Annotated in this window: 24 protein-coding genes and 1 tRNA gene; 12 read left to right on the top strand and 13 right to left on the bottom strand. The window is 65.6% G+C overall.

Going from position 1 to position 25,331, the window contains the following annotated elements; all coding sequences use genetic code 11:
• Positions 1–206 precede the first annotated feature (206 nt).
• Positions 207–1,034, top strand: a complete 828-nt coding sequence (locus A7G45_RS00975) for a class I SAM-dependent methyltransferase (protein WP_260932575.1) — start codon at positions 207–209, stop codon at positions 1,032–1,034.
• A gap of 2 nt (positions 1,035–1,036) precedes the next feature.
• Here A7G45_RS00975 and A7G45_RS00970 read toward each other — a convergent pair whose 3' ends face one another.
• Genes A7G45_RS00970 through A7G45_RS00945 form a run of 6 tightly spaced genes read right to left on the bottom strand, consistent with a single transcriptional unit; the run spans position 1,037 to position 9,144 of the window.
• Complete coding sequence (locus A7G45_RS00970) at positions 1,037–1,717, bottom strand: response regulator (protein WP_043398993.1); 681 nt, start codon at positions 1,715–1,717, stop codon at positions 1,037–1,039.
• Entirely contained in the window at positions 1,714–4,242 is a 2,529-nt protein-coding gene (locus A7G45_RS00965; RefSeq protein WP_043398996.1) for a DUF4118 domain-containing protein, read from the bottom strand. Before A7G45_RS00965 ends, A7G45_RS00970 begins: the two co-directional genes overlap by 4 nt.
• 11 nt (positions 4,243–4,253) lie before the next feature.
• On the bottom strand, positions 4,254–5,213 hold the full coding sequence (locus A7G45_RS00960; RefSeq protein WP_260932568.1) for a potassium-transporting ATPase subunit C: 960 nt from the start codon (positions 5,211–5,213) through the stop codon (positions 4,254–4,256).
• Between the two features lie 2 nt (positions 5,214–5,215).
• On the bottom strand, positions 5,216–7,384 hold the full coding sequence (kdpB, locus tag A7G45_RS00955) for a potassium-transporting ATPase subunit KdpB (RefSeq protein WP_260932565.1): 2,169 nt from the start codon (positions 7,382–7,384) through the stop codon (positions 5,216–5,218).
• Entirely contained in the window at positions 7,385–9,055 is a 1,671-nt protein-coding gene (gene kdpA / locus A7G45_RS00950; RefSeq protein WP_260932562.1) for a potassium-transporting ATPase subunit KdpA, read from the bottom strand.
• Entirely contained in the window at positions 9,055–9,144 is a 90-nt protein-coding gene (locus A7G45_RS00945; protein WP_020099126.1) for a K+-transporting ATPase subunit F, read from the bottom strand. Before A7G45_RS00945 ends, kdpA begins: the two co-directional genes overlap by 1 nt.
• Before the next feature lie 630 nt (positions 9,145–9,774).
• Here A7G45_RS00945 and A7G45_RS00940 point away from each other — a divergent pair.
• From A7G45_RS00940 to A7G45_RS00920, 5 genes are all read left to right on the top strand, one after another.
• A complete protein-coding gene (locus A7G45_RS00940; RefSeq protein WP_260932499.1) occupies positions 9,775–11,421 on the top strand; it encodes an acyl-CoA synthetase in 1,647 nt (548 codons plus the stop codon).
• A gap of 7 nt (positions 11,422–11,428) precedes the next feature.
• On the top strand, positions 11,429–12,784 hold the full coding sequence (locus tag A7G45_RS00935; RefSeq protein WP_260932496.1) for an acetyl-CoA hydrolase/transferase family protein: 1,356 nt from the start codon (positions 11,429–11,431) through the stop codon (positions 12,782–12,784).
• 12 nt (positions 12,785–12,796) lie between these two features.
• Positions 12,797–13,174, top strand: coding sequence for a hypothetical protein (locus A7G45_RS00930; RefSeq protein ID WP_260932494.1), 378 nt, complete (start codon positions 12,797–12,799; stop codon positions 13,172–13,174).
• 168 nt (positions 13,175–13,342) lie between these two features.
• A complete protein-coding gene (locus tag A7G45_RS00925; protein WP_133763353.1) occupies positions 13,343–13,738 on the top strand; it encodes a YciI family protein in 396 nt (131 codons plus the stop codon).
• A 7-nt stretch (positions 13,739–13,745) separates the two neighbouring features.
• Positions 13,746–14,999, top strand: a complete 1,254-nt coding sequence (locus A7G45_RS00920) for an RNA polymerase sigma factor (protein WP_260932485.1) — start codon at positions 13,746–13,748, stop codon at positions 14,997–14,999.
• Between the two features lies 1 nt (position 15,000).
• On the opposite strand, the gene A7G45_RS00915 is transcribed toward A7G45_RS00920, so the two are convergent.
• Complete coding sequence (locus A7G45_RS00915; protein WP_260932482.1) at positions 15,001–15,588, bottom strand: hypothetical protein; 588 nt, start codon at positions 15,586–15,588, stop codon at positions 15,001–15,003.
• 214 nt (positions 15,589–15,802) lie between these two features.
• Here A7G45_RS00915 and A7G45_RS00910 point away from each other — a divergent pair, with 214 nt between their 5' ends.
• From A7G45_RS00910 to A7G45_RS00900, 3 genes are all read left to right on the top strand, one after another.
• The gene (locus tag A7G45_RS00910; protein ID WP_260932480.1) at positions 15,803–17,428 is read left to right on the top strand and encodes a hypothetical protein; all 1,626 of its coding nucleotides are present in this window, start codon (positions 15,803–15,805) and stop codon (positions 17,426–17,428) included.
• Between the two features lie 4 nt (positions 17,429–17,432).
• The gene (locus A7G45_RS32455) at positions 17,433–18,182 is read left to right on the top strand and encodes a DUF2510 domain-containing protein (protein ID WP_260932478.1); all 750 of its coding nucleotides are present in this window, start codon (positions 17,433–17,435) and stop codon (positions 18,180–18,182) included.
• A 125-nt stretch (positions 18,183–18,307) separates the two neighbouring features.
• Positions 18,308–19,204, top strand: coding sequence for an alpha/beta fold hydrolase (locus tag A7G45_RS00900; protein WP_260932477.1), 897 nt, complete (start codon positions 18,308–18,310; stop codon positions 19,202–19,204).
• Here A7G45_RS00900 and A7G45_RS00895 read toward each other — a convergent pair.
• Genes A7G45_RS00895 through A7G45_RS00885 form a run of 3 tightly spaced genes read right to left on the bottom strand, consistent with a single transcriptional unit; the run spans position 19,201 to position 21,343 of the window.
• The gene (locus A7G45_RS00895; RefSeq protein WP_260937878.1) at positions 19,201–20,340 is read right to left on the bottom strand and encodes an MAB_1171c family putative transporter; all 1,140 of its coding nucleotides are present in this window, start codon (positions 20,338–20,340) and stop codon (positions 19,201–19,203) included. The genes A7G45_RS00900 and A7G45_RS00895 overlap by 4 nt on opposite strands.
• Positions 20,341–20,348: 8 nt before the next feature.
• Entirely contained in the window at positions 20,349–20,867 is a 519-nt protein-coding gene (locus tag A7G45_RS00890) for a hypothetical protein (protein WP_260932474.1), read from the bottom strand.
• A 2-nt stretch (positions 20,868–20,869) separates the two neighbouring features.
• On the bottom strand, positions 20,870–21,343 hold the full coding sequence (locus A7G45_RS00885) for an XRE family transcriptional regulator (protein WP_260932471.1): 474 nt from the start codon (positions 21,341–21,343) through the stop codon (positions 20,870–20,872).
• 214 nt (positions 21,344–21,557) lie between these two features.
• Between A7G45_RS00885 and A7G45_RS00880 the strand changes: the two genes are divergently transcribed.
• The 3 genes from A7G45_RS00880 to A7G45_RS00870 all read left to right on the top strand — a co-directional run bounded on the left by A7G45_RS00880 (position 21,558) and on the right by A7G45_RS00870 (position 22,757).
• A tRNA-Leu gene (locus tag A7G45_RS00880) sits at positions 21,558–21,634 on the top strand.
• A 198-nt stretch (positions 21,635–21,832) separates the two neighbouring features.
• On the top strand, positions 21,833–22,327 hold the full coding sequence (locus A7G45_RS00875) for an ImmA/IrrE family metallo-endopeptidase (protein ID WP_260932468.1): 495 nt from the start codon (positions 21,833–21,835) through the stop codon (positions 22,325–22,327).
• Between the two features lie 7 nt (positions 22,328–22,334).
• A complete protein-coding gene (locus tag A7G45_RS00870; RefSeq protein ID WP_260932464.1) occupies positions 22,335–22,757 on the top strand; it encodes a hypothetical protein in 423 nt (140 codons plus the stop codon).
• 9 nt (positions 22,758–22,766) lie between these two features.
• Here the strand turns inward: A7G45_RS00870 and A7G45_RS00865 are convergent, their stop codons facing one another.
• The 3 genes from A7G45_RS00865 to A7G45_RS00855 all read right to left on the bottom strand — a co-directional run bounded on the left by A7G45_RS00865 (position 22,767) and on the right by A7G45_RS00855 (position 25,182).
• On the bottom strand, positions 22,767–23,333 hold the full coding sequence (locus tag A7G45_RS00865; RefSeq protein ID WP_260932461.1) for a DUF1942 domain-containing protein: 567 nt from the start codon (positions 23,331–23,333) through the stop codon (positions 22,767–22,769).
• The gene (locus tag A7G45_RS00860; RefSeq protein WP_260932457.1) at positions 23,330–23,545 is read right to left on the bottom strand and encodes a hypothetical protein; all 216 of its coding nucleotides are present in this window, start codon (positions 23,543–23,545) and stop codon (positions 23,330–23,332) included. The genes A7G45_RS00865 and A7G45_RS00860 overlap by 4 nt, the downstream gene beginning before the upstream one ends.
• Positions 23,546–24,216: 671 nt before the next feature.
• Positions 24,217–25,182, bottom strand: coding sequence for a hypothetical protein (locus tag A7G45_RS00855; protein WP_260932454.1), 966 nt, complete (start codon positions 25,180–25,182; stop codon positions 24,217–24,219).
• Between the last annotated feature and the right edge of the window lie 149 nt (positions 25,183–25,331).

Raw genomic sequence — 25,331 nt, 5'->3', positions numbered from 1 at the left:
GGGTGCTGCGATTCCGCCTGCCCGGTGTGACGTACCGCATATCTAGGGTGGCTAACCATTAGGGATGATCTGCGGGCTCTGATGCGTTGGGTTCGTACCGCGCAAATCAGGGTGCCGTCGTTCGCGTCACGGGGAGCGCGTGTGGTCGGCCAACTGACGGATAAAAATCAGTCGAACTGCACGCGCCGGGCTGTGAGGATGAAGCCGTGATCGACGACTGGCGCAGCATCAATCTGGCGAACTGGGAGGCGCGGGTGCCGTTGCACACCGCGCTCGATGGCTACGACCTGGCTGCCTTCGACGACCCCGAATACCTTTCGGCCGTCGTGCGTTACGACCTGCCGCGGCTCGGGCAGCTCGACGGCCGCGACGTGGTGCACCTGCAGTGCCACATCGGTACCGACACGGTATCGCTGGCCAGGCTCGGTGCCCGCTCGGTAACGGGGCTGGACTTTTCGCCGGCCGCCCTGGACGCGGGCCGGGACCTGGCTCGTCGGGCCAACGCCGACGTGCGCTTCGTCGAGTCCGACGTGGACGGTGCGGTCGGGGCGCTCGGCGCGGGATGCTGCGATGTGGTCTACACCGGCATCGGCGCCCTCTGCTGGTTGCCCGACATCCGTCGGTGGGCGGCTGTCGTTGCCGAGCTGCTAAGGCCAGGGGGACGGCTGTTCATGCGCGAGGGGCACCCCGTGCTGTGGGCGATCTGCGACCCGCGGCCGGACGGTCTGCTGGTGCTGGAGTATCCCTACTTCGAGGATGGCGGAACGGTTTTCGTCGAACACGAGAGCTACGCCGGCTCGGGTGTCGTCACCGCGCCCGAGTCGGTCAGCTTCAACCATGGTCTCGGGGAGATCTTCACCGCGCTCACCGAGGCCGGGCTGACCGTCACCGCGCTGGAAGAACATCGCGAGGTGCCATGGAATCCGTTGGGGGAGGCGATGATCCCCAGCAGCGACTTCGAGGAGGAATACGTCCTCGCCGGCGGGCGTGACCGGATGCCGATGACCTACACCCTGCAAGCGGTGAAAGGCTGACGCTACTCCTGGAAGCGGTACCCCATCCCGGCCTCGGTCAGCAGATGCTTGGGGTGTGACGGGTCGACCTCGAGCTTGCGGCGCAGCTGCGCCAGGTACACGCGCAGGTAGTGGGTCTCCTTGGCGTACGCCGGACCCCACACCTCTTTGAGCAGTTCCTCGCGGCCCACCAGCTTGCCGCGGTTGCGCACCAGCATCTCCAACATGCCCCATTCGGTGGGGGTCAGGTGCACCTCGTTGCCGCTGCGGGTCACTCGCTTGGCCGCGAGATCGACGGTGAATGACGATGTTTCGACGACGGGCTCGTCGGTCTCGGACGCCGCCGCGCCGCGCCGCACGGCGGCCCGCAGCCGGGCCAGGAACTCGTCCATGCCGAACGGTTTGGTGACGTAGTCGTCGGCCCCGGCGTCGAGGGCCTCGACCTTGTCCATCGAGTCGGTGCGCGCCGACAGCACGATCACCGGAGCGGTGAGCCAGCCGCGCAGCCCGGCCAGTACGTCGATGCCGGACATGTCGGGCAGGCCGAGGTCCAGGATCACCACGTCCGGTTTGTGTTCGGCGGCCGCCTTCAATGCCTCGGCGCCCGTGGCCGCGACGGTGACGTCGTACCCGCGCACCGACAGGTTGATCCGCAACGCACGCAGAATCTGTGGTTCGTCGTCGATGACCAGAACCCGTGTCACACCCGATCCTTTCCCGCGGCTGCCAGGTCCACCACGACGGTCAGCCCGCCGCCGGGGGTGTCAGTGGCAGAGATGGTGCCGCCCATTGCTTCGACAAAACCGCGCGCGACCGAAAGGCCAAGTCCCACGCCGGTGCTGTTGTCATGGTCGCCGAGGCGCTGGAACGGCGCGAACAGCTGCTCCTCGGCGCCGCGGGGGATGCCTGGCCCCTCGTCGACGATGGTGATCAGCACCCGGTCGCCGACCTGTCCGGCATTCACCCGCACCACGCTGCCCGCGGAGTAGCGCAGCGCATTGTCGATGAGGTTGACCAGCACCCGCTCCAGCAGGCCCGCATCGGCCAGTGCGACGGCGTCGCCGGCTTCGACCTTGATCCGTTCGAGCCCACGGTGCCCGTAACCGGTTGCGCCTCGGCTGATTCCGAGCAGCGCCCGCTGCACGACCTCTTCCATGTACACGCGCCGCAGCTCCGGTTTCACCACCCCGGCGGCCAGCCGCGAGGAGTCCAGCAGGTTGCCCACCAATGCGGTCAGCTGGTCGACGGATTCCTCGACGGTGGCCAGCAGTTCGGCGGTGTCCTCGGGGGAGAAGCCGACGTCCTCACTGCGCAGGCTCGACACCGCCGCCTTGGCCGCGGCCAGCGGGGTGCGCAGGTCGTGGCTGACGGCGCTGAGCAGGGAGCGGCGCAGTTCGTCGGCCTTGGCGATGGCTTCGGCGCGGCCGGCCTCCTCGGCCAAGGCACGTTGCCGCACCAGCCCCGCCGCCTGCCGGGCGACGGCGCCGAGCACCCGACGATCGCGCGCCTCGGTCTTGCGGCCGGCCATCAGCAGCCAGTATTCGTCGTCGCTGACTTCGATGGCGGTGTCAGCGGAATCGACTGTCACACAGGGTTCTTTGCCGACACAGGCGACGATGCCGTCCTCCTCGTGCAGCAGGCTGACGGCCCGTTGCGCGTAGGTCTCGCGGACGCGTTCCAGCAGCGTGGTCAGGTCGGCGCCGCGCAGCACGCTGCCGGCGAACAGCGCCAATAGCTCAGCTTCCTGCGAGGCGTGCCGGGCTTCCCTGGACCGTTTGGCGGCACCGTCGACCAGCGCGGCGACAGCGACCGCGACGGCCAGCAGCACCACGACGGTCAGCGCGCTGTCCGGATCCGCGATGGTGAAGCTGTAGCGCGGGGCGACGAAGAAGTAGTTGAGCAGCAGCCCGGACAGGACTGCCGACAGGGCGGCCGGCGCGACGCCGCCGAGCAACGCGACGATCAGGACGCCGATGAAGAACACCGCGCTCTCGCCGCCGATGTGCAGGAACGGATCCAGCAGGGAGGTGATGGCGGTGATGATGCCGGGCACGACGATAGCGGCCAGCCAGGACGCCAGGTGCCGCTGCCCGCGGGTCGCCGTCGACCAGGACCAGCCGGGCTGGGACTGCTCATGGGTGACCATGTGCACGTCGATCTTGCCGGAGTTCTGGACGGTCTTGGCGCCGATGCCCTCGTCGAAGAGCCGGGCCCAGCGTGACCGTCGCGATGTGCCCAACACCAACTGGGTGGCGTTCATCTCGCGGGCGAAATCCAGTAGGGCACTGGGGACGTCACCGTCACTACCGCCGACGACGGTGTGCAGGGTGGCGCCGAGGCTGGTCGTCAGCTCGCGCACCTTGCCCATCTGCGGGGCGGAGACGCCCGTCAGTCCGTCGCCGCGGACGACGTGCACCACCATCAGCTCGGCGCTGGATTTGGAGGCGATGCGGGACGCCCGCCGGACCAGGGTCTCTGATTCCGGGCCGCCGGTGACCGCCACGACGACGCGCTCGCGGGCTTCCCAGGTATCCGAAATATTGTGTTCGGCACGGTATTTCGCGAGTGCGGCGTCGACCTGGTCGGCCAGCCACAGCAGTGCCAGTTCGCGCAGGGCGGTGAGGTTGCCCTGCCGGAAGTAGTTGGATAGCGCCGCATCGACGCGTTCGGGTGCGTACACGTTGCCGTGGGACAGCCTGCGGCGCAACGCTTCCGGGGTGATGTCGACCAGTTCGATCTGGGCGGCACTGCGCACCACGGAGTCCGGCACCGTCTCCTGCTGCTCGATGCCCGTGATCTGGGCGACGACGTCGTTGAGGCTCTCGAGGTGCTGGACGTTGACCGTGGAAATGACGGTGATGCCGGCGGCGAGCAGTTCCTCGACGTCCTGCCAGCGCTTGGCGTTCTTGCTGCCGGGCGTATTGCTGTGCGCCAGTTCATCGACCAGCACCACCTCGGGGTGGCGGGCCAGCACCGCCGGGACATCCAGCTCGGCGAACGTCCCGCCGCGGTAGTCGATGAACCGCGGCGGGATCCGTTCGATGCCCTCCATTGCCTCGGCCGTCTTCTTGCGGCCGTGCGTCTCGACCACGGCCGCGACCACGTCGGTGCCGCGCTCGAGCCGGCGGCGCGCCTCGCCGAGCATCGAGAAGGTCTTGCCCACGCCAGGGGCCGCACCCAGGTAGATGCGAAGCTCGCCCCGCTTGTCCGGCACTTCCATATGTCCCATTGTCCAGTAGGTCAGCTGGTTGCCGGACGAAGTCCGGCAGATGACCCGAGCGGGTATCGCTTATCCAACGCGAGATTCAGCTGCAGGACGTTGACCCGCGGCTCACCCATGAAACCCAGGGCACGGCCACTGGTGTTGTCCTGCACCAGAGCCCGGACCTGGTCGGCCGAGATGTGTCGGACCTTGGCGACCCGGCCCACCTGCAGGTCGGCGTAGTCGACCGAGATGTCAGGGTCCAGGCCACTGCCGCTCGCCGTGACGGCGTCGGCCGGAACCTGCGGGTCGGCGGGTGCTGAACCGCGGATCGCGACGATTTGCCCGGCGGTGTAATCCTCGCCGTACTTGGCGCATTCGACGCGCACACCCTCATAGGTCGTGGCGAACGGCGTCTTGGTCGTGTCGCACGGCTGGTTCACACTGACCACCTTGGTGGGATGAGTGACGTTGCCCGTGGCATCCCGCGGCCCGATCACCGACAGCACCGCGCCCACGCCGTCCGAGGTGCAGAACGGACGTGCCCCGGCGTTGTGGTCCAGGCCCTCGGTGTCCGCGACGCCGTAGCTCCGCGTGCACACCTGGGTCAGCAAGCTCGGCTTGAATCCGGCGTCGCTGGCCGACTTGCCTGCCTTGATCTCGGCCGGGTCACCTGGCGTGTCGACAATGCTCTCGGGGCCGAGGTTGCTCGCGCCGCTGGACATCGGGTCGTACCCGGTGCCGGCGGCCGACGGCCGACCCTGGAAATACTGCGGCAGCACATTGCCTTTGGCGTCGGTGAACAGCTGGCCGATGAGGGAGCTGCCGACGACTTTGCCGCCCGCGGTGACGAGCGAGCCCTGGGCCTTGTCCTTGAGCCCGGGGAGCTGGGCGATGGCCCAGACGAGCACCGGGTAGGCCAGACCGGTGATGACGGTCAGGACCAGCAGCGCGCGCAGGGCGGCAGCGTGTACGCGAATCAGGTTGCCAATATTCATGATTAAGACATCCCCGGGATGAACTGGATGAGCAGGTCGATGAGTTTGATGCCGATGAACGGGGCGATGATGCCGCCGAGGCCATAGACATACAGGTTGCGGCTCAAGAGCTTTGACGCACTGCTGGGGGTGTATCGGACACCGCGCAGCGACAGCGGGATCAACGCGATGATCACCAGGGCGTTGAAGATCACCGCGGACAGGATCGCCGACTGCGGGCTGTGCAGCCGCATGACGTTCAGCAGATCCAGGCCGGGGAACAGGGCCACGAACATCGCCGGGATGATCGCGAAGTACTTCGCGATGTCGTTGGCGATGGAGAACGTGGTCAACGCGCCGCGGGTGATCAGCAACTGCTTGCCGATCTCCACGATCTCGATGAGCTTGGTCGGGTCGGAGTCGAGGTCGACCATGTTGCCGGCCTCTTTGGCCGCCGAGGTGCCGGTGTTCATCGCGACGCCGACGTCGGCCTGGGCCAGCGCGGGGGCGTCGTTGGTGCCGTCACCGGTCATCGCGACCAGCTTGCCGCCGGCCTGTTCCTTCTTGATCAGTGCCAGCTTGTCCTCGGGCGTGGCTTCGGCCAGGAAGTCGTCGACCCCGGCCTCGTCGGCAATCGCCTTGGCGGTCAACGGGTTGTCGCCGGTGATCATGACGGTGCGGATGCCCATCTTGCGCATCTCGTCGAACCGCTCCCGCATGCCTTGCTTGACGACGTCCTTGAGGTGGATGACGCCGAGCACTTCGGCCTTGCCCTGCTGAATGCGACCGACTACCAACGGGGTGCCGCCCGCCGCGGAGATGCCGTCGACGATCTCGCCCAATTCGAATGGCACGGTGCCGCCGTGGCCCCGAATCCAGTCGGCGACGGAGTTGGCTGCGCCCTTGCGCAGCTGCTGGCCGTCGTGCAGATCGACGCCCGACATGCGGGTCAGCGCGGTGAACTCGATCCAGGTGGCGTCGGTCAACTCACCCGGGGTCCGGGCGCGCAGGCCGTAGGTTTCCTTGGCGTACACCACGATTGACCGACCCTCAGGGGTCTCGTCGGCGAGGCTGGACAGCTGCGCCGCATCGGCGAGCTGCTCAGCGGTGACACCGGGCACCGGGAGGAAGCCCGACGCCTGGCGGTTGCCGAGGGTGATGGTGCCCGTCTTGTCGAGCAGCAGGGTGTTGACGTCGCCGGCGGCTTCGACGGCGCGGCCGGACATGGCCAGCACATTGCGCTGCACCAGCCGGTCCATGCCGGCGATACCGATGGCGGACAGCAGTGCGCCAATTGTGGTGGGGATCAAACAGACCAGCAGCGAGACCATCACGATGCCGGTGACGCCGAAGGCGTCGAGCGCCTCGGTGTCGGGCACACCCGGGTTGTTGGCCTTCGAGTAGATGGCCAGCGGCTGCAGCGTCGCGACGGCGAACACGAAGATGATCGTCAACGCGGCCAGCAGGATGTTGAGCGCGATCTCGTTGGGGGTCTTCTGCCGGTTGGCGCCCTCGACGAGCGCGATCATGCGGTCGACGAAGCTCTCGCCCGGCTTCTGGGTGATCTGCACGACGATCCGGTCGGACAGCACCGTGGTGCCGCCGGTGACGGCGCTGCGGTCGCCACCGGATTCCCGGATGACGGGGGCTGATTCGCCGGTGATGGCCGACTCGTCAACGGAGGCAATGCCTTCCACGACGTCACCGTCGCCGGGGATGACCTGCCCGGCCTCGACGACGACGATGTCGCCCTGCTGCAGCAGCGGAGCGGCGATCTCCTCTTCGGTTCCGGCGCTGCCCGGCGCCCAGCCGACCAGCTTGCGGGCCATGGTGTCGGACTGGGTCTTTCGCAGGCTCGCGGCCTGCGCCTTGCCGCGGCCTTCGGCAACGGCTTCGGCCAGGTTCGCGAAAACGACTGTCAGCCAGAGCCAGAACACGATCAGCCAGGCGAACCAGCTGGGCTCCAACGCGGCCAGGACCGTCGACCAGACGGCGCCGATTTCGACGATCAACATCACGGGGTTGCGCCACAGGGTGCGCGGGTCCAGCTTGCGCAGGGCGTCCGGCAGCGACTTCCACAGCATCTTGGGGTCGAGCAGGCCGCCTTGTACGCGGCCCTTGCTCTTGGCGCCGTGGGCCTGTGCGGGGTGGTCGGGGTCAGCGATCCCGACGGTTGCGGTGTTGGTGGACATCTAGTGGATTCCTTCAGCAAGGGGGCCGAGCGCGAGAGCCGGCAGGAAGGTGAGGGCGACCAGGATCAGCGTCACGCCGGCGACCATGCCGACGAACTGCGGACGGTGCGTCGGCAGCGTGCCGATCGACGGGGGAGTGCTGCCCTGCTTGGCCAGCGAGCCGGCCAGCGCCAGCACCAGGATCATCGGCAGGAAGCGGCCGATCAGCATGGCCAGGCCCAAAGCCGTGTTGTACCAAACGGTATTGACCGAGAGGCCTGCGAATGCCGAGCCGTTGTTGTTGGCCGCGGAGGTGAAGGCGTACAGCACCTCGGACAGGCCGTGCGGGCCCGCGTTGAGCATCGCCGCGCGTTCACCTGGCAGGGCCATGGCGAAAGCGGTGCCGGTCAACACGATCAGCGGGGTCACCAGGAAATAGCTTGCCGCCAGCTTGATCTCCCGCGGGGTGATCTTCTTGCCCAGGTACTCGGGGGTGCGCCCCACCATCAGGCCCGCCACGAACACCGTGATCACCGCGAGGATCAGCATGCCGTACAGGCCGGACCCGGTACCGCCCGGTGCGACCTCACCGAGCTGCATGTTGAACATCGTCATCATGCCGCCGAGCGAGGTGTACGAGTCGTGGAACGAATCCACGGCGCCGGTGGAGGTCAGGGTGGTGGCGGTGGCGAAGACTGCCGAATTGGCCACGCCGAAGCGCTGTTCCACGCCTTCCATCGCCGACCCGATGGCGGTGGGGACGGTGCCGTGGTGCTGTCCCTGGAACAGCATCATGAGGCTGCAGCTGATCAGGGCGAGCGTGGCCATCACCGCGACGATCGCGTAGCCCTGCTTGCGGCTGTCGACCATGCGGCCGAAGGTCCGCGGCAGGGAGAACGAGATCACCAGCAGCAGGAAGATTTCCACCCAGTTGGTCCAGGCGGTCGCGTTCTCGAACGGGTGCGCCGAGTTCGCGTTGAAGAAACCGCCACCGTTGGTGCCGAGTTCCTTGATGACTTCCTGGCTGGCCACCGGGCCGCCGGTGATGGTCTGCTGGGCGCCGGCCAGGGTGTTGGCGATCTGGTCGTGCAGGTGGAAGTTCTGGATCACGCCACCGGCGATCAGGATCACTGCGGCAATCACCGCGAGCGGCAACAGGATTCGGATGGTGCCGCGCACCAGGTCGACCCAGAAGTTGCCCAGTTCGGTGGCGTGCCGGCGGGCGAACCCGCGGACCAGTGCGACGGCGACTGCCATGCCGACGGCGGCCGAGACGAAGTTCTGCACCGACAGGCCGGCCATCTGCACCAGGTGTCCCTGGGTGGTCTCACCCGAGTAGGCCTGCCAGTTGGTGTTGGTGACGAAGCTGACGGCGGTGTTCCACGCGAGGTCGGCCGTCATCGGGGTGGCCGGGTTGTTCAGGTGCAGCGGCAGCAGGCCCTGCACCAGTTGGAAGGCGAACAGGAACAGCAGGGAGATGGCGGAGAAGGCCAGCGCGCTGCGGGCGTAGGCGCCCCAGTTCTGTTCGGCATGCGGATCGGCGCCGATTGCCTTGTAGATGAGACGTTCTGCGCGCGAGTGCTTTTCCGACGTGTATACGCGGAACATGTAGTCGCCCAACGGCACATGGACCGCCGCGAGCGCGACGATGAGTGAGAGCAGGAACGTGATGCCTGCGGCGGTGGGGCTCACTAGAACCGCTCCGGAAAGAGCAGTGCGGCGACGAGGAACAGTGCGATCACCAGACACAGCACCAGGCCGATGGCGTTGGCGTAGTTCACAGGCGTTCCACCGCCTTCTGGATCAGGCCGAGCACCGCGAACAATGCGATGGTCAGCACGACGAAAATCGCGACAGACATGTTGGCTCCGTTCGGGCGCGTCTCGGCGGCGCCCACGAGGCGAAGTAAACGCCGCCACGGTGGGTCCGGCTCTGGTCTTGATGCTTTCCTTACGGGCGCCGCGCGTTCATTTACGGAGTCCTTGCGGGCACGGTGACATGGGTCATATCCGGGGAGCATTTCGGGGTGCGAGCTGGCTGAACTGGCCGGAGTTTTACCAGGTCAAAAGGGTGAGTCTGGCAATTTGGGCTGGTGCCCACAGGTGGTGCCCAGCGTCTTTACACCCTGGACGCAAAGGGGTCGAGTGGCGTTAAGAAGCCGCAAGTTTTCGGTGCGGTCATATCAAGACTGTGGCAGAGCCGGCCGTTGTCGCTGGTGACACGGGTAAGCCTGGAGAAACACACCGCTTTTGGAGGTCTCATGTTGCTGGGTGCATCAGGGACCGGCCTCACACGGCCGCAGCCGACGTTGTGTAGTGCCTAGCTCCCGGTAGGTGGTGTTCTCACGGCGTTCTACCGGCTAACGTGCCAGTCGTGTGGGGTCGATCACCCCTCGAACTTGGGAGGCATAGGTGTTCGACGTCGTCGGTGGAGTGCTGCAGAAGCTGGGCCGTGTTGGGGAGTCCGTGAACGCGGTGAAGCGGCTCGTTGAGACCGGATTTTTGGATCTGTCCAACCCTGGAGTGATGGTGGAGACCGCCAAGAACGCGCCGGTATTCGGGCCGCAGGCGTCCATGGCCATCCAGGGTGGGCGCAAATACGCGGACCTGCCCGCGCTGGTCGATGAACGCGGCACGTTGACCTACGGAGAGGTGAACGACCAGTCCTGGGCATTGGCGCGCGGGCTACAGGGCCTGGGCGTGACCGAAGGCTCCGTCGTCGGGCTGCTGTGCCGGGACCATCGTGGTCTGGTCCTTGCCATGGCGGCGTGCGGAAAGCTCGGGGCCCGGCTGGTGCTGATGAACACCGGGTTCGCCAAGCCGCAGTTCGCTCAGGTCTGCGAGCGCGAAGGCGTCAAGGTGGTGCTGCACGACAGCGAGTTCCTCGGACTTCTCGATGCCCTGCCCGCGGACATGCCGCGCGGGTTGACGTGGGTCGACGAGGGCGTCGACGTGCCCGAGTCGATGCTTACCCTGGACGCCATCATCGCGGCCAACTCCACCGAGCCGCTGCCTGCGCCGAGCAAGGCGGGTGGATCGGTCATCCTAACCAGCGGGACGACGGGCCTGCCGAAGGGCGCACCCCGCAGCTCGGTATCGCCCTTGGCGACGGCGCAGATCATCGACCGAATTCCGTTCCCGCGCAAGGGAACCATGGTCATCGTCTCGCCCATCTTCCACAGCACCGGGTGGGCCACCTACACCGTCGGCGCCGCGTTGGGCAACAAGGTGGTGACCGCCCGGCGCTTCAACGCCGAGCGGACCCTGCAGCTGATCGCCGAGCACAAGGCCCAGATGCTGGTCGCGGTGCCGACGATGCTGCACCGGATCGTCGAACTGGGGCCCGAGGTCATCGGCAAGTACGACACCTCGTCGCTGAACACCATCCTCATCGCCGGGTCGGCGCTGAGCCCCGAGCTGTCGAACCGGGTCCAAGACACCTTCGGCGACGTGCTCCACAACCTGTACGGCTCGACCGAATGCGCCATCGCCAGCGTCGCCACCCCGGCCGAACTGCGTCTCGCCCCGGGCACCGCCGGACGGGCGCCCGTGACGTGCGAGGTGGTGTTGTACGACGAAAACGACCAACGCATCAAGGGAAACAACCGTCGCGGCCGCATCTTCGTCCGCAACGGCGCACCATTCGCCGGATACACCGACGGCCGGACCAAGCAGATCATCGACGGCTACATGTCCAGCGGCGACATGGGGCACTTCGACGACCATGGGCTGCTGTTCGTCGACGGCCGTGACGACGACATGATCGTCTCCGGTGGCGAGAACGTCTTCCCGCAAGAAGTCGAAGAACTCCTCGCCGAGAGGGACGACATCTTTGACGCGGCCGTGGTCGGCGTCGACGACGTCGAGTGGGGCAAGCGCCTGCGGGCATTTGTCGTGTTGCAGCCCGGCGCCGCGCAGGACCCCGATGAGATCAAGGCGTTCGTCAAGAACAATCTGGCCCGGCACAAGGTGCCCCGCGACGTGGTGTTCATCGATGAGTTGCCGCGCAACACCACCGGCAAGCTGCTGCGCCGGGTCCTGATCGAGATGGACGTCTAAGGCAGCGATGCCAACCGAACTCAGTGCCGACCAGGCCGCTGCCCGGTTGGGGCCGGTCGACACGATCGGGATCACCCTGGGTCCCGGCCAGCCGCCGGCCGTGCTGCGGGCGCTCGGTGCACGCCAGGACTGGACGAATCTGCGAGTCTTCGGTGCGCTGTTAGCCGTTGGTACCGAACTGTTTTCGCGACCGGGCGTGCACTACGTGTCCGGTTTCTTCGGCCCGATCGAGCGGGCGCTGCGGGACATGGGCGCCGACATCGAGTTCGCGGCCGCGGACTTTCGCCGATTCGCCCCACTGCTGGAACGGCAAGCGCCGCGGGTGATGACGACAGTGGCGACGCCACCGGATGCCGACGGTTGGTGCTCGCTGTCGTTGCACGCCGGCGGCACCATCGACGAGTTGCGCCGCGCCGGCGCCGACCCACAACGCCTGCTCATCGTCGAGGTTTCCGACGCTTACCCAAGGACTTTCGGCTACGGCTCGCGCCGTCACGCACTGCACGTCGACGAGATCGACATCCTCGTGCGCTCGACCGACGCCCCGCTGGCACTGCCCGGGGGCGATGTGCCGCTCACGGAGGTCGAGCGGGCGATCGCGCAGCACGCCGTCGGCTTCATCGGTTCGGGGGCGACGCTGCAGACCGGAATCGGCGCAATTCCCAACCAGATTGCCACCTTGCTGGCCGAGGGTGACGGCAGCGGGTATGGCCTGCACACCGAGATGTTCACCGACGGCTGCATGCACCTGCATCGCGCCGGCAAGATCACCAACACCGGCAAGGGCCAGTACGAGGGCGTCAGCGTCACGACGTTCGCGTTCGGGTCGCAGGAGCTCTACTCCTGGCTCGACGACAATCGCGATGTCGCGTTCTTGCCCGTCGACATCGTCAACTCGCCGGAGGTGATCGCCGCCAACACCGGCATGGTCTCCATCAACGGCGCGCTCGCGGTGGACATTCAGGGACAGGTCATCGCCGACACCATCGACGGGGGACAGTTCAGCGGGATCGGCGGCGCGGAGGACTTCGTCGCCGGGGCGGGTCTGGAGCTGTCGGACCGCTCACTCATCTGTCTGCCTTCGACTTTCGTGAAGGACGGCCAGCTGCGGTCGCGGATCGTGCCGTGGTTCGGGCCGGGCGCCGTCATCACCACGCCGCGGCACCAGGTCGACGTCATCGTCACCGAATACGGTGCCGCGGAACTGGAAGGCAAGACCGTCCGAGAACGCGGTGAGGCGTTGGCGGCGATCGCGCACCCGCAGTTCCGCGACGCGCTGCTGGCAGCGGCACTGCGCGCCGCGAAGGGGCGTTCTCCGGTCGAGAACTACGCCAATCTTCCGGCGCAGCCGCAGAACTCGTGATTCACTGCCGCCATGACGAGCAGCGACCAGCCCTGGTGGATTTCCGCGCCCGTCGCTGAACTCGCGGCGGCGATCCTGCCGTTGTTCGGATCCTCGTCGTTCGACAGTGAGCGCGGAGCCATGACGGACGTCGTGTCGTGGCTCCGAACCGGCGCCCGGGCCCCGCGCGGAATGTTCTCCGCGGGCGTCTCGACGCGCGGCGATGTGTTTCAGAATCCCGACCTGCGGGCCGTCGCCGAGGCCATGCAGCTGCTCGAACGCTCGGGCCTGCTGCTGCGGGTCTTGGTCCCGTCGAGTCATTCCAGCTTCGACGTCGGGCTGACGCGGCTCGGGTGGCAGGCCGTCCAGACCGGCACGGTCAGGCAGCACCTCGGCCTGGGCGACCTCTAGCCGAGCGTGAAGAAGATCGTCAACATCCGCCGATTTTTGACCATCGTCTTCACGTTCGACGCGATGAACTTTCGCTCGATCGCGAGTCATTTCCGTAGCAATGTCGAAAACGGCCCCGCCCGTTCGACGTGTGTGTGAAGGATTGACTCGACGACGAAAGGTCACGCAATGCGCTACATGGGTTTGGTCATCATGGATCCCAACCAAGGTCCGCCGCCGCAGGAACTGGTGGATGCGATGGGGGAGTACGTCGCCAAGAATGCCGCTGACGGCATCTTCCTCGATGGCGGCGGTCTGGGGCAGGGAGACGGTCGGGTCGGCTACGAGGTGCGTTCCGGGCAGCTGAGCAGCACTGACGGGCCGTTCACCGAAGGCAAGGAGATCATCGGCGGCTACGCGATCCTGGAGTACCGCAACCCGGCCGAGGCCGCCGAGGGCTGCCGGCAGTTCACCGAGCTGCATCGCCGGTACTGGCCGGAATGGGAAGGCCGGATCGAGCAGCACCTGATCGAAGGCCCCGCGGACACCGGATGTCCCGCAGGCGCGCCGGAACCGGGCGCCTGACATTGCGGTGACCCGTACCGGAGGTGCCGGCTCGACCGGCGCCGACGCAGTGACCGCCGCCTGGCGCGCCGAATCGGCGCGCCTGGTGGCGGCACTGGCCCGCATGACGCGCGACATCGACCTTGCCGAGGACGCCGCGCAGGACGCACTCGTTGCGGCACTGGAGGAATGGCCCGACCGCGGGATTCCCGGGAACCCCGCCGCCTGGCTCATGACGGCGGCGAAGCGCCGCGCCATCGATCACATCCGGCGTGCGGAGACACTGCGCCGCAAGACCGAGGAGGTCGGGCACCGGCTGGAGGAGGTCGACATGCCAGATTTCGAAGGGCAGCTCGACTTCATCGAAGACGACGTGCTCCGGCTGATGTTCCTGACGTGTCACCCCGAGCTGTCGGCGGCGTCGCGGGCGGCGCTGACGCTGCGGCTGGTGTCGGGACTGAGCACCGCCGAGATAGCCCGTGCCTTCCTGGTGCCGGAATCGACGATGGCGCAACGGATCAGCCGTGCGAAGAAGAGCCTCGTCGGCGTGGACATGGAGCTGCCGGCGGGGGCCGACCGCGTCGACCGTATCGACGACGTGCTCGCCGCCATCTACCTCACGTTCAACGAGGGCTATGTGGCGACCGCCGGCGAGGATTGGACGCGCCCCGATCTCTGCTTCGAAGCGATCCGGCTGGCGCGTATGGTGGCCGCCATGGTGCCGGACATTCCGGATTCGCTTGGGCTGCAGGCACTTGTCGAACTTCAGGCATCGCGGATTCCTGCGCGTACCGATCGCGACGGAGCGCCCGTCTTGTTGGACGATCAGGACCGCGCCCGGTGGGATCACCTGTTGCGGCGCCGCGGCCTGCAGGCGCTGGCCCGCGCCGAGAAGCTCGCCGCGACGGGCGCGCCCGTCGGGACGTACTTTCTGCAAGCGTCGATCGCGGCCTGCCATGCGCGCGCGATCCGGGTCGAGGACACCGATTGGCATCGGATCGCCGACCTGTACGACGTGCTCGCTTTCGCCGCCCCCGGTGCTGTTGTCGAGGTCAATCGTGCGGTGGCCCACGGCCGTGCGCATGGCGCGGAAGCGGGGCTGGCGGTCCTCGACGCGCTCGGCCCCGATCCCATGCCCAGATCGCCGTTGCCGCACGCGGTGCGCGGAGATCTGTTGGAGCGCTTGGGCAGAACCTCCGAGGCGTCGGCAGCATTCACTCAGGCCGCCGACCTCAGCACCAATGAAGCGGAGCGCTCGCTGCTGCTGGGGCGTGCTGAATGACCTAGGCCGGTTTCTTGGTCAGGTCGGCGTTCTCGTCCTCCTGGATCGGCACGCCGTCCTTCTGCGAGATGGATTCGATCGATCCGATCGAGGTGTTCAGGTCGGTGATGCCGCTGGCGTCGCCGCCCTTCAGCTTGTCGAACGCGGCCTGGACGGTGTCCCCGAGCTTGTCGAGCGGCGCGATGATCGCCTTGCACAGCGTGGGGTCGGCCTGCACGTCGGTGGCGGCCAGCCGGACTTCACGCTTCACGAACAGCGCCGAGAGGCCGCCCTTGATGAAGGCCTTGATGCGTCCGTCGGCGCCCTTCTTGAACGTGCCGGCCTGGAACGGTTTCCACAGCCAGCGGTGGAACGCGCCGAAGGCCAGGCCGCTGTGCGCGACGAACTTCGTCTTGGCGAATGACGTGGTGGCCTGCGCCGGGCAGGTCTGGGAGATCGGCGCGGCGTCACCGGCGTCGCCCGACGGGTCGGCGGGGATCGAATCCGATGTGGTGTTTCCCTGCGCGGCTTCTTGTTTGTGCCCACAGCCGCCCACCAGCAGGACGACGGGGATGACCAAGACGGCGATCAGACGGACCAGCGTGTTCACGGGTTGCCTCCAGTAAAAGTTGGCTCGTTTCCCAGGTTCGGCGCGAAGCTAGCAGTCAAACCTGGGTGTTTGGTGGCAACGGCTTGACGTCCTGATGCCTGCTCTGGCTGCGGCACTTCACCTCTCCGAGCGACCTACCAGAGAAACGAGTACTGCAGTACTCGTGATGGCCGGGCGCCATCGTCGGATGCTTCCAGGTGAGAGGAGGTGCGCCATGGGTGCGCTACGTTCTCGCCGCTACTCGCGCCGCGCGGCAGGTGCGCTGGCCCGCGGATGCGCGATCTCGTTGGCGATCCTGTTCGGGGGCGCGGGCGTGGTCTTCGCCGATCCGTCGTCCACAACTACCGCGCCTACAACGACTGCGCCCACGACGTCCGCTATACCTGCATTCAAAGCGCTGCCACCGGTCATTGCGGCACCTGCGCCGGCCGCGGACCAGGCCACCCTCGCACTTGAGCCCACCCACGGTGGCGCGGGAGCTCAGGTCAAGGCCACCGTCACGGGCTTCGACTATTGCCTGGACGCCCCGCACCTGCTGTGGGACGGTCAGGCGTTATCGGCCAGCCTGACGTTCACGGTGCCGGATGGTCCGGCCGGTGCCCACAGAGTGACTGCGGTGTGCAGACTCCTGGATGGGGCCCGCACGGTGGCTCTGGCGACGTTCACCGTCGATGCGACCGAGAAGCCCACTCTCACACTGGATCCCGGCAAGGGGTCCGCCGGCTCGCAGGTGACGGCTACACCTGAGGGCTTCGGGACGTGCCTCGAGGCGCCGCACCTCGAGTGGGACGACCAGCCTCTGGCCGCCAAGGCCGTGGACCCCGCCATTGGCAGCCTGGCGTTCACGGTTCCGGATGGCCCGGCAGCCGCACACACCGTCACCGCGGTATGCGGGACCCTGCGCATAGCATCAGTGGTGGCGTCCGCACCCTTCACGGTGGTCGAAACTCCGAAACCCACTTTGACTTTGAGTACCCCGAAGGGACCCGCGGGCTCGGAATTCACGGCGACAGGTACCGGTTTTGCGTGCCCGGACAGCGGCAGCGTGCTGTTGTTCTGGGACGGTGACAGGTCTCCGGCGACCAAGGCCTCGTCCGGCCTCTTCCGCGTCCCGTTCACCGTGCCCGCGACGGCATCGGCCGGCGAGTACACGGTGCTGGCCGCCTGCGCCGGCGATCCAGACGTCGCAGCCAGTCAGCAGTTCACGGTCGTCAGCCCGGTGACGAACCAGGGAACGCCGGCGGCGTCCATCTCGCTCGACCCGACGCAGGGGCATCGAGGCGACGCGGTGCGGGTCGTCGGCTGGCAGTTCAACTGCGCCAACCACGAACGGGCGGTGGGGCTGTCGTGGGATGGCGCCCCACCCCGGTTCAACGTGACTGTCGATGGGCTCGGCGAATTCACGACGTGGTTTGCCGTCCCAACCGATGCCGCAGTCGGCAGCCATACCGTGCGCGCCTCCTGTACGGATGGATCAGCTTGGGACACTGGAGAATTCACCATCGTGACCCTAGGTCTGCCGGTGCCGCCACCTATCACGACGCCGCCGGTGTCACCGCCTCCCATCATCCCGCCGCCGCCCCATAAATGGTGGCCGGTCGTCGTGGTCGCTGGTGTCATTGCGGTACTCCTGTTGGCCGCGGCCGTCCACTTCGGCCGCCGCGCACTTCGGCCCCCGCGGGTCCGGGTCATCACGCGGCCCCGTGGTCCGGCGGTCGTCAGGCTGCGTGAGAGGCCGGCGGCCGGCGAGATGACGTACGCGATTCAAGTGGCGGTGCATTCCCGGCCCGATGTCATGAGCTTGAAAGGGGAAGATGATGAGCCCATCCGCATTGACTGAGCCGGTGACCGTTCGAGACCTCCTGTATGGCGATGCGCCGGTCGAACCGACTCAGGCGCTGGCCGACTCGCTGCAGCAGAGTGGGACGGTCAGCAACCTCGTTGCCCGCTTTCCCGGCGTTTCGTCTCTCGTCGAGAGGGAGGTGGCCAAGGAGATCGATGGCCTCCTGTCGCAGAGCTTGCTTGATCTGGCCGTCGACGGATGGAAGAAATTTGCAGAGCTCATGGACGCCGCCCGCCGGACGGGCGACAACCCGGCGGCCCGGGAGACCGTGAAGCTGGTGACGCACCGGATCGAGTTCAGCCACCTGTGGACCGTCGAGGTGTTGGTCAACGGCAAGTCGGCCGGCACCCTCGAGGTGGAGTTGGCGGTCTCCTTGGACATGGACCTGGTGGTTCTCGTGGTTCAGCGCGGTCGGATCACGGCCATCGAATCCGGCCGGTGCATCGTCACCACGGCATTGGAGATCGCGCAGACCGAGGTCGTCAAACGCCAGGGCCGGTTCAACTTGGGTGGCGAAATCCCGCTTGGCCATGGGCTGATGCTGGCCGAACGCACGGCAACTGCTGCCTCGGCCGACCGCGCTGTGGTCACCGATGCGCAATCACCGAGTGCGAACTGGTACCCCGATCCCTTGCACCGGTACGAGTTTCGCCGATGGGACGGGACGCGTTGGACTGACCAAGCCTCGACCAAGGGCCGCGTGGTATCCGACCCCATTGCCGGTGAACAGGTTCTTCCGCTCTCGACTTGACGAGCGAGCGAATTCAACGGACAGTTGATTTGCCTATCAATCTGGTAACGGCCAGTTGAGGGATGCGCAGCGTCGCGCGAGATACGTCCGGCAGTGCTCACTGTGTTGGGAAGGCGTCCTCAGTCATGTCCACTCTCAGGTCCGCAGCGGCGGCGGTCGGAATGACCGCCACTGAAACAGGTTTCATACGGCGCAACGATCCCGACGGCGTCCGGGTTGCGTACCAAACGTGGGGTCGGCAACGTCCGGGTGCGGTCTGCGGCGACGTGCTGCTCGTTCACGGTTCGCTGCAGTCCTCGAAAGTGTGGTCCAAGCACGGCTACGTGGCGCAGTTGGCGCAGCGCTACCGGGTCATCACCATTGATGTGCGTGGCCACGGGCTCAGCGATAGGCCTGAACACCCCGCCGGGTACGACATTCAGGCCTCGGTGCGCGACGTGTGTGCGCTGCTCGACCACTTCGGGATCGGCAAGACGCATTACCTGGGGTATTCGCTGGGCGGTCGTATCGGTTTGACCATGGCGGCGGTTGCCCCGGAGCGGCTCGCTTCCTTGGTGGTCGCCGGCTCGTCGTCCCGGCCGCAACGTGGTGCGGTGAACGTTGTGATGTTCCCCGATGCCATTGCGGTGACGGAGAAGTCGGGTGTCGAAGGATTCGTGCGGGGGTGGCAGGAGCATCGCGGGGTGTCGATGGGCTCAGGGTTTCGCGCCACGGTCGAGGCCCTCGGCGCGCGGGGTTTGGTCGCCTTGATGCGGCAGTGGGATGCCGAACCTGGAGTTCCCGAGGATGTACTGGCGCAGGTCCGGACACCCTCGCTGTTCTTCGCCGGTTCCCGAGACATGTTGCGGTTGGCCGATTCCCGCGATGCCGCGGCATTGATGCCGCGCGCCTACTTCACGTTGCTCGAGGGCGCCGATCACAGTCAGACCATCGCGATGCGGGAACGCATTCTGGACCGGGCGGAGGCATTCTTCCGGTTGGCAGAGTTCCCGGATATCGAGAAGCTCAGCGCCGTCGGTTAGGTCACCGTCGTGGGATTGCCGGTGGTCCGTAGCTGGCGGGAAACATCGAGAAGCCAGCCGAGTTCGTTGGCCTGCTCGGTGTCCCGCGGTTCGCCGGCGATCTGGGCATGTGAATCGCCACCCGGAATCTGCCCGGTGCGCTGATGCTGAATTGCACACCGAATTTGTTGCGCTGCCGATGTTTTCGACGGGCCATCGCGGATGTATGGGCGGATGGCGCTGAGCCCGTCGCGGATCTCGACGATGCGGCGGTACAGCCGGTAGTCATGGTCGCCGATTGGTGCTCGGGGCGGCGCGAGGGCGATGTGTGAACTGCCTTCGTAGAGTGCGGTCCACAGCGGCTCGAGTTGCCGGTGCCACCGGTAGATCTGCGCGCGGCGGGCCGCTGCGCGGGCCAGTTGGGAAAAGGACGGTCCCGCAAGACCTATGACGATCAGCACCTGCCCCACCGCGGCGACGAAAGGCGCCAGGTGCTGCCAGGACATGCTGCGGTTGGTGAGCAAGCCGTAGATGGCCGAGTCCGCGCGCAGCAGGCAGAAGACCAGACACAGCGCGGCGCCGGCGGCGGTGAGCAGCAGACTGCGCCGCAGCCAGGCCACCTCGTGGTAGCGAGCGTACTGCAGGCAACGGACGATAATGACAACTGCGCCAAGGGCATACGTGCTCAGGTAGAGCAGCATGTAGGTGACCCAGAGCGGATCGTCGCCGTGCGCGGCGTAGAAATCCACGGGGAGTTCGGCCTCCGGGGCGACGATCCAGCAGACAATCAAGGCGACGGCGACCAGGCAGGCAAGGACGATCCACAGGCGCAATCTGCGATAGGCACGCCGGCCGGGCTCTCCCCAGAACGTGATGACCGCGAGGACGCACGCAGTCCAGGCCATGCCCCCGGTCAGGCTCAGGATGAGTCGGCAGATGTTGTGCACCCCGATCGCGCGGTCCAGCAATACCGAGACGCTCGGAATGGACAGCGTGACCGCAATTCCTTTGAACAGGAACGACATCAGCAGTGCTATGGAGGCGGGCGGCCGCACCGGGGAACGGCTGATGGCCAGCGCCACCACGACGACGGCGCCCCATATGAACGCTGCGGAGACCACATAACTGAACGCCGTGTTTTCGAGCAAGCGGGCCACTGAAGACATCACGGCGTCGCCGAATTGCCCTCGAGTCTCAGCGAAGCGAGAATGCGTCCCAAGTTGGCGTTCGATATCGAGATGGATTGCGGCGCATCGCGTCTGACCCGTTGTCCCATGATGGAGGCGAGTGTTTCAGCCTCGATCTCCTGGTCGTCCAGGTAGTTCTCCCGGCGCAGCACTTCGCCCAGGCCAGTGTGGCCGGCGGCGGAGTGGCCGCACAGCACATGGCTGAGCTCGTGCAAGATGATGTGCTCGCGGTGCATCGTGGTGGTCTCGCTGTCGAAGACCACGTAGTCGGTGGGTCCTGTTCGCACCAACATGCCGTGCACACCGCTTCCTGACAAGCGGTACGGCAGCAGCTGGATGTCACGCCCACTGATCCGGCCGGCGACCTCGCGGATGTCGTCGACCGCGGTGAGCTTGTCCAGCCCCCAATCCACGAGCTTGCGTGTGCAGTCGCGGTGAATCGCCTTGAGCTCGCGCGTCGAGCGCAGAGCGGCTGCTGCGCCACACGACGCGTCCATGACTACCGTTCGGCTTTCACGGGGGCAATGGTCGGCAGGCCTTGCAGTGCGCGCACGTGATCCAGTACGGCGGCAACGGTTTCCAGGCACTCCTTGTTGAGGCCGATGGCACGCAAGGCAATCAGCTCGACGTCGTCGCGGGCGGATTCATCGAGTGCTCCCAACCGCTCATCGAGTGAGTGTGACCGAGCCGGATCGGTGATGGTCGACAACGGCACCTGGAAGAAATCGGCCAACGCACCGAGCAGGTCGATGCCGGGGCGCGCCCGCTTGCCGGTACGCAGCGCGGAGAGGTACGCGCCGCCGACCTTGATATCGGGATGGGCCTTCTTGAGGGCGGTTGCGACTTCGTCGTTGGTCCACATCCGCCCATCGGGACGCCGATGGGCGTCGAAGAGCGCGTTGATGCGCTCAGCCAGGTTGACGCCCGTGTCGTGGGTATCTTGGCTCATCGGTGTGGTCGGCGAAGTCGCCATCTGTCCAGTGAAGCATCGATACCCATCGGCCTCAACTCGTAGACGAGTGGTATCCCATGATTCCAACGCATGGTTGATCCGCGTGGTGTTGTTGGTCGGCGGATGGCGCCCACTGAATGCTGCCGCGCAGCAGTGGCACGACTCGGCCGGACCGCTACGCTCGGTCGGATCGTGGGGCGCTAACGTCATGGCGGCGCCGGTTGGTTCGGTGCCCGCCCCCATAGCCCAATTGGCAGAGGCAGCGGACTTAAAATCCGCCAAGTGTCGGTTCGAGCCCGACTGGGGGCACCAGGTCAGGGCCATATTAGGTTCGCCTTCATGTACACATCACTGCACACTATCGGTTCCAGGGTGGGCATCTGTGTACACCACGCATGACGGACGTGTACAGCTGTGCGCGTCGGCGAGTGGCCATGTCGGACATGCCGGGTACCCTGCGGGTATACCGCTGATCGATAGACTGAGGGCAACGAGGGAGGTGAATCAACCATGGCGCTTGTCGTCGATGCGGCTAGAGAAGCCGCGATAACCGTGAAGAACGACTACGGTGTGCCTGGTCGATTCCCCGTCGACGTCGAATCCATCGCCATGGCTATGGGTATTCGGGTCGAATACACCTACCTCCGCGACGGCGTCTCCGGCATGATCGAAGCCCGCCCGGGCGTGGTCCCTGTTATCTACGTCGACAAGACCGAGGCACCGGCTCGTCAGCGGTTCACGATCGCGCACGAGCTCGGCCACTACGTCGAGCGCAGCAACCAGGGCGTGCTCGACTTCGCATTCATCGACGAGCGTGGAACCAAGTACGACCTGCACGAGTTCTACGCCGACGAGTTCGCAGGCAACCTGCTCATGCCGGCCGAGGAGGTCCGGTACCTGCGGTCACGTGGGGAGTCGAACGTCGCGATGGCGGCGTACTTCGGCGTCTCTGTGCCAGCTCTGATAAAGCGGGTTGATCGCCTGGCTCGTATCGAGTCCGCGTAGCGAGTACATGGTCACTTTCCATGGGCTGTCCCCAGCCGATGACGGCGAAGACGGCCGCCTATCCCCAATCGATTTTTCGGAGTTCTTCAGGGCCTCAGTCGATGACCTCGCGAACGCGCCGGAATCTAATCCTCCCGACGCGTCCATTGCTGAGCGCATCGACGCGGCGCGTTTGGGCGAACTCGAGGACGCGCGGAAGTACCGGCGTCGGATCGTCAGATTCACGCTGATCACCGTCGGGTTCCTTGTCCTGGCCGCAACCGGATTCATGGTCACGTACTTCGTGTCGCAATGGGATCAGGTCGAGTCCAGCGTGATGATCGCGTTCTTCTCATCGATCGTCGTCGAGTCGATCGGCATCCTCTACATCATCAGCCGATACCTGTTCCCGAACTCGGGGCCGGAGAAGAAAGACGGTGAACAGAAGTAGGGCTGTCTCCTATCCGACAGTCCAGAGCCCGAGTTGTTCGCCAAGCGGCCCGCTGAGAACGATCTGCGTTATCGGCGCGGTGGTGTCGAAGTCGACTGTCCCGCGGAGCTTCTGGCCTTGCGGCAGTTGTGTCAGTGCAATCTGTCTCTCCGACGTTCCAGTCCAGGCTCCGAAGTTGGTGCCATCTGCCGATCGCGCGTTGAAATACAACGCGTTGACGCTGGTCACGCCAACCTGCGTCTGCACGGTGACGTCGACGGTGTAGATCGTTCCGGTTGGCTTGACGCCGTAATCGGCGTACTGGGACGGAGCGCCCATTCGCAGGTTGGATACGGTGTAGGCGGCGATGTTGTCGCCTTTGGTGACCTGAAGTGTCGATCCGAGGAGCGCTGACTGCGGCACCGGTGCAGTTGAGACTTCGGGCGTGCCCGACGTGGCGAGCACGGTGGTCTTGGCCGGGCCGCTGCAGCCATTCAGAGCAATCACTGCCGCGAGGGCGATCAGGACGCCCATCGAGGTCGTCAGCCGTACCGGATGGTTTTTTTCGACCGGGCTATCGATTCCGGCTGTGGTCATCGCCGGCTGTAGTACAGGGAGTAGTGGCCCGGGCCGGTTTCGAAGCAGTCCGCGCTGCTGTTGCCGCCGGAATGCAGTTGCTGTTCTGCCGCCTGGCACGCTGCGCGGTTGGTGCCGAAGTCCACGTTGTCGGCGCGTGCAGGCGCCGAAACTGCGATTGCTGTGGCTGCGGCGCCGGCTGCCGCTGTCGCCAGCGCGAGCGTGTGGAACATGGTTTCCCCCTTGGTCTTGTCTGAATCTGTGTCGATCCTAGGAGGTTGCTGTCCGTCTTGGATGCAATAGGTTGAGTTTGCTACCGGCGGTACTGGATAGGCTGCTCCGGCTACGAGTTTCCTGGCGTTGCTGGTGGCAACGGCACTTCGTCGACGGCCGGCGTGCCGAGAACGTGATTACCGCAGCCGGTGTAGCGCGCTTGGATTCGACCTGCACCGTGCGAATTCGGTGAAAATCAAAGACGGCAAAAGACGCCCCCCCCCCCGCAGTTTTTGGGGGTCAGCTAACGCGGCAAAATTGGCTGGCTATTGACGTGTGCCGAGTAGCGAGAAGGGGCGCGCCAGCAACATTGGTAACAATTGTGCAAACGCTCGAAATTTCCTGTCAATAAATACGTTAGGTAGGTAAATTAACGCTGACGCCCGGGGAAGCCGTTCGCACGAAAACTGTAGGAACACAATGATATTCGCACGTCATCTGCCCGGTCTCCGGCGCCCGAGTTACCGCTGAAAAGTCATCTGCGCGATGGAATTACGTAAACTCAACCGGCGAATCCGGACAGCTTCAGCAACGGGGTGGAAGGTTGGCCGTTGACCCTGAACTCGCGCGCCTACAGCACGACGTCATGGACAGATTCGACGCTCAGCCATTCGAATGTTGGCCGAAGCCGCTACTGCGCCTGATTGTCTGGGCGTTCGACCTCGCCGGCATTGGACCTACCCCTGAAGTCTCGGAACCGGTCCGGCGCGGATTGACCCTCGTTCGTTGAATCCGCGCCGCCGTTGGCCGGATTCATGTAGCTCCGGAACTGCTCGGCCACGTCCCCCGCGGATGCGATGAAACCACCACGATGAGCAGCAGTGGCGCCGGCCTTTTCGTCTAGTTCGCGAACGTATTCCTGCCCCAGCTCCCGCAGCCTGGCGAAGACCCGTTCATCTCGCTCAGACTTATCTGCGCGAACGACATCGAACAACAGCGGTCCCAATCCTCGATGCGTGACCACCATGGTTCCGCCACTGTTGTCGTAAAGGGTGATGCCAGCTAGGGCCAGGCTGGAGCGGACTTGGTCGCGCGCATCTCGCTCACTAGCAGCTTCAAGGGTCGCGGCCTGGACCACCACGTCCGGATCGGATGGGTCATACCGGAACACGTTGAATTCGAATGTCTTCTCGTCTTCGGTCGCTTCATTCGATGTTCCCGTCGTCGCGGACGAATCATGATCGTTGCCTGACTCTGACTGCTCATGTCGATTGATCTCCTGTCGTTGCGCCACAAGTACGCGCAGCACGTCGAGTGCCGCGCGCCGTTCCGGTGCTGTCAGATCATCGATCCCTCGAGGGAGTTCCATTGCGAATGGAACCCTTTGCGGTTGATGTCCTGCAGCTGTGAACGCAACCTCGTCGGAGACATCAGCTAGCCAACCGATCGCTCGGACTGTTCCGTCCTTGGGCGCCTTTTTGTAGGTGCCGTCCAGGATTTGGGAGATGGTTGTGCGGTTCAGGGACAGTCCCCGGGGCCTCACTTCTTCTTCGTACCTGACGGCATTCTCTACCGCTCGGTAGTCGGTTGGCAGGCCGTTCTCTGCCCGCTTGTCGAGGCCTAAGAGAAGAAGGCTTCGCAGGGTGTGTGCGTTCACGACCGCCAACTTTCCGTAGCGGTTTCTCGGTGTACCAGCGACGCGCCCTCATGCGTGAAAACCACAAGATCAATCGTCGCATGTCAGATAGCCAAGTCAGTGGTTGACGGTTTGAAAACCACAGTGCTACCGTCTGCGCAGACAGTTGA

The sequence above is a fragment of the Mycolicibacterium llatzerense genome, assembly GCF_025331195.1.
GTDB classification, from domain to species: domain Bacteria; phylum Actinomycetota; class Actinomycetes; order Mycobacteriales; family Mycobacteriaceae; genus Mycobacterium; species Mycobacterium llatzerense.
Note: the sequence above shows the minus strand (reverse complement) of the source record. Positions and strands in the feature narration are given on the sequence as shown.

What these genes read in the sequence shown, in the direction of transcription:
- A7G45_RS00965 (WP_043398996.1), bottom strand. Translation starts at nt 4,242, where the DNA reads ATGGGACATATGGAAGTGCCGGACAAGCGGGGCGAGCTTCGCATCTAC.
- A7G45_RS00960 (WP_260932568.1), bottom strand. Translation starts at nt 5,213, where the DNA reads ATGAATATTGGCAACCTGATTCGCGTACACGCTGCCGCCCTGCGCGCG.
- kdpB (WP_260932565.1), bottom strand. Translation starts at nt 7,384, where the DNA reads ATGTCCACCAACACCGCAACCGTCGGGATCGCTGACCCCGACCACCCC.
- A7G45_RS00935 (WP_260932496.1), top strand. Translation starts at nt 11,429, where the DNA reads ATGCCAACCGAACTCAGTGCCGACCAGGCCGCTGCCCGGTTGGGGCCG.
- A7G45_RS00930 (WP_260932494.1), top strand. Translation starts at nt 12,797, where the DNA reads ATGACGAGCAGCGACCAGCCCTGGTGGATTTCCGCGCCCGTCGCTGAA.
- A7G45_RS00925 (WP_133763353.1), top strand. Translation starts at nt 13,343, where the DNA reads ATGCGCTACATGGGTTTGGTCATCATGGATCCCAACCAAGGTCCGCCG.
- A7G45_RS00910 (WP_260932480.1), top strand. Translation starts at nt 15,803, where the DNA reads ATGGGTGCGCTACGTTCTCGCCGCTACTCGCGCCGCGCGGCAGGTGCG.
- A7G45_RS00900 (WP_260932477.1), top strand. Translation starts at nt 18,308, where the DNA reads ATGTCCACTCTCAGGTCCGCAGCGGCGGCGGTCGGAATGACCGCCACT.
- A7G45_RS00890 (WP_260932474.1), bottom strand. Translation starts at nt 20,867, where the DNA reads ATGGACGCGTCGTGTGGCGCAGCAGCCGCTCTGCGCTCGACGCGCGAG.
- A7G45_RS00885 (WP_260932471.1), bottom strand. Translation starts at nt 21,343, where the DNA reads ATGGCGACTTCGCCGACCACACCGATGAGCCAAGATACCCACGACACG.
- A7G45_RS00875 (WP_260932468.1), top strand. Translation starts at nt 21,833, where the DNA reads ATGGCGCTTGTCGTCGATGCGGCTAGAGAAGCCGCGATAACCGTGAAG.
- A7G45_RS00870 (WP_260932464.1), top strand. Translation starts at nt 22,335, where the DNA reads ATGGTCACTTTCCATGGGCTGTCCCCAGCCGATGACGGCGAAGACGGC.
- A7G45_RS00865 (WP_260932461.1), bottom strand. Translation starts at nt 23,333, where the DNA reads ATGACCACAGCCGGAATCGATAGCCCGGTCGAAAAAAACCATCCGGTA.
- A7G45_RS00860 (WP_260932457.1), bottom strand. Translation starts at nt 23,545, where the DNA reads ATGTTCCACACGCTCGCGCTGGCGACAGCGGCAGCCGGCGCCGCAGCC.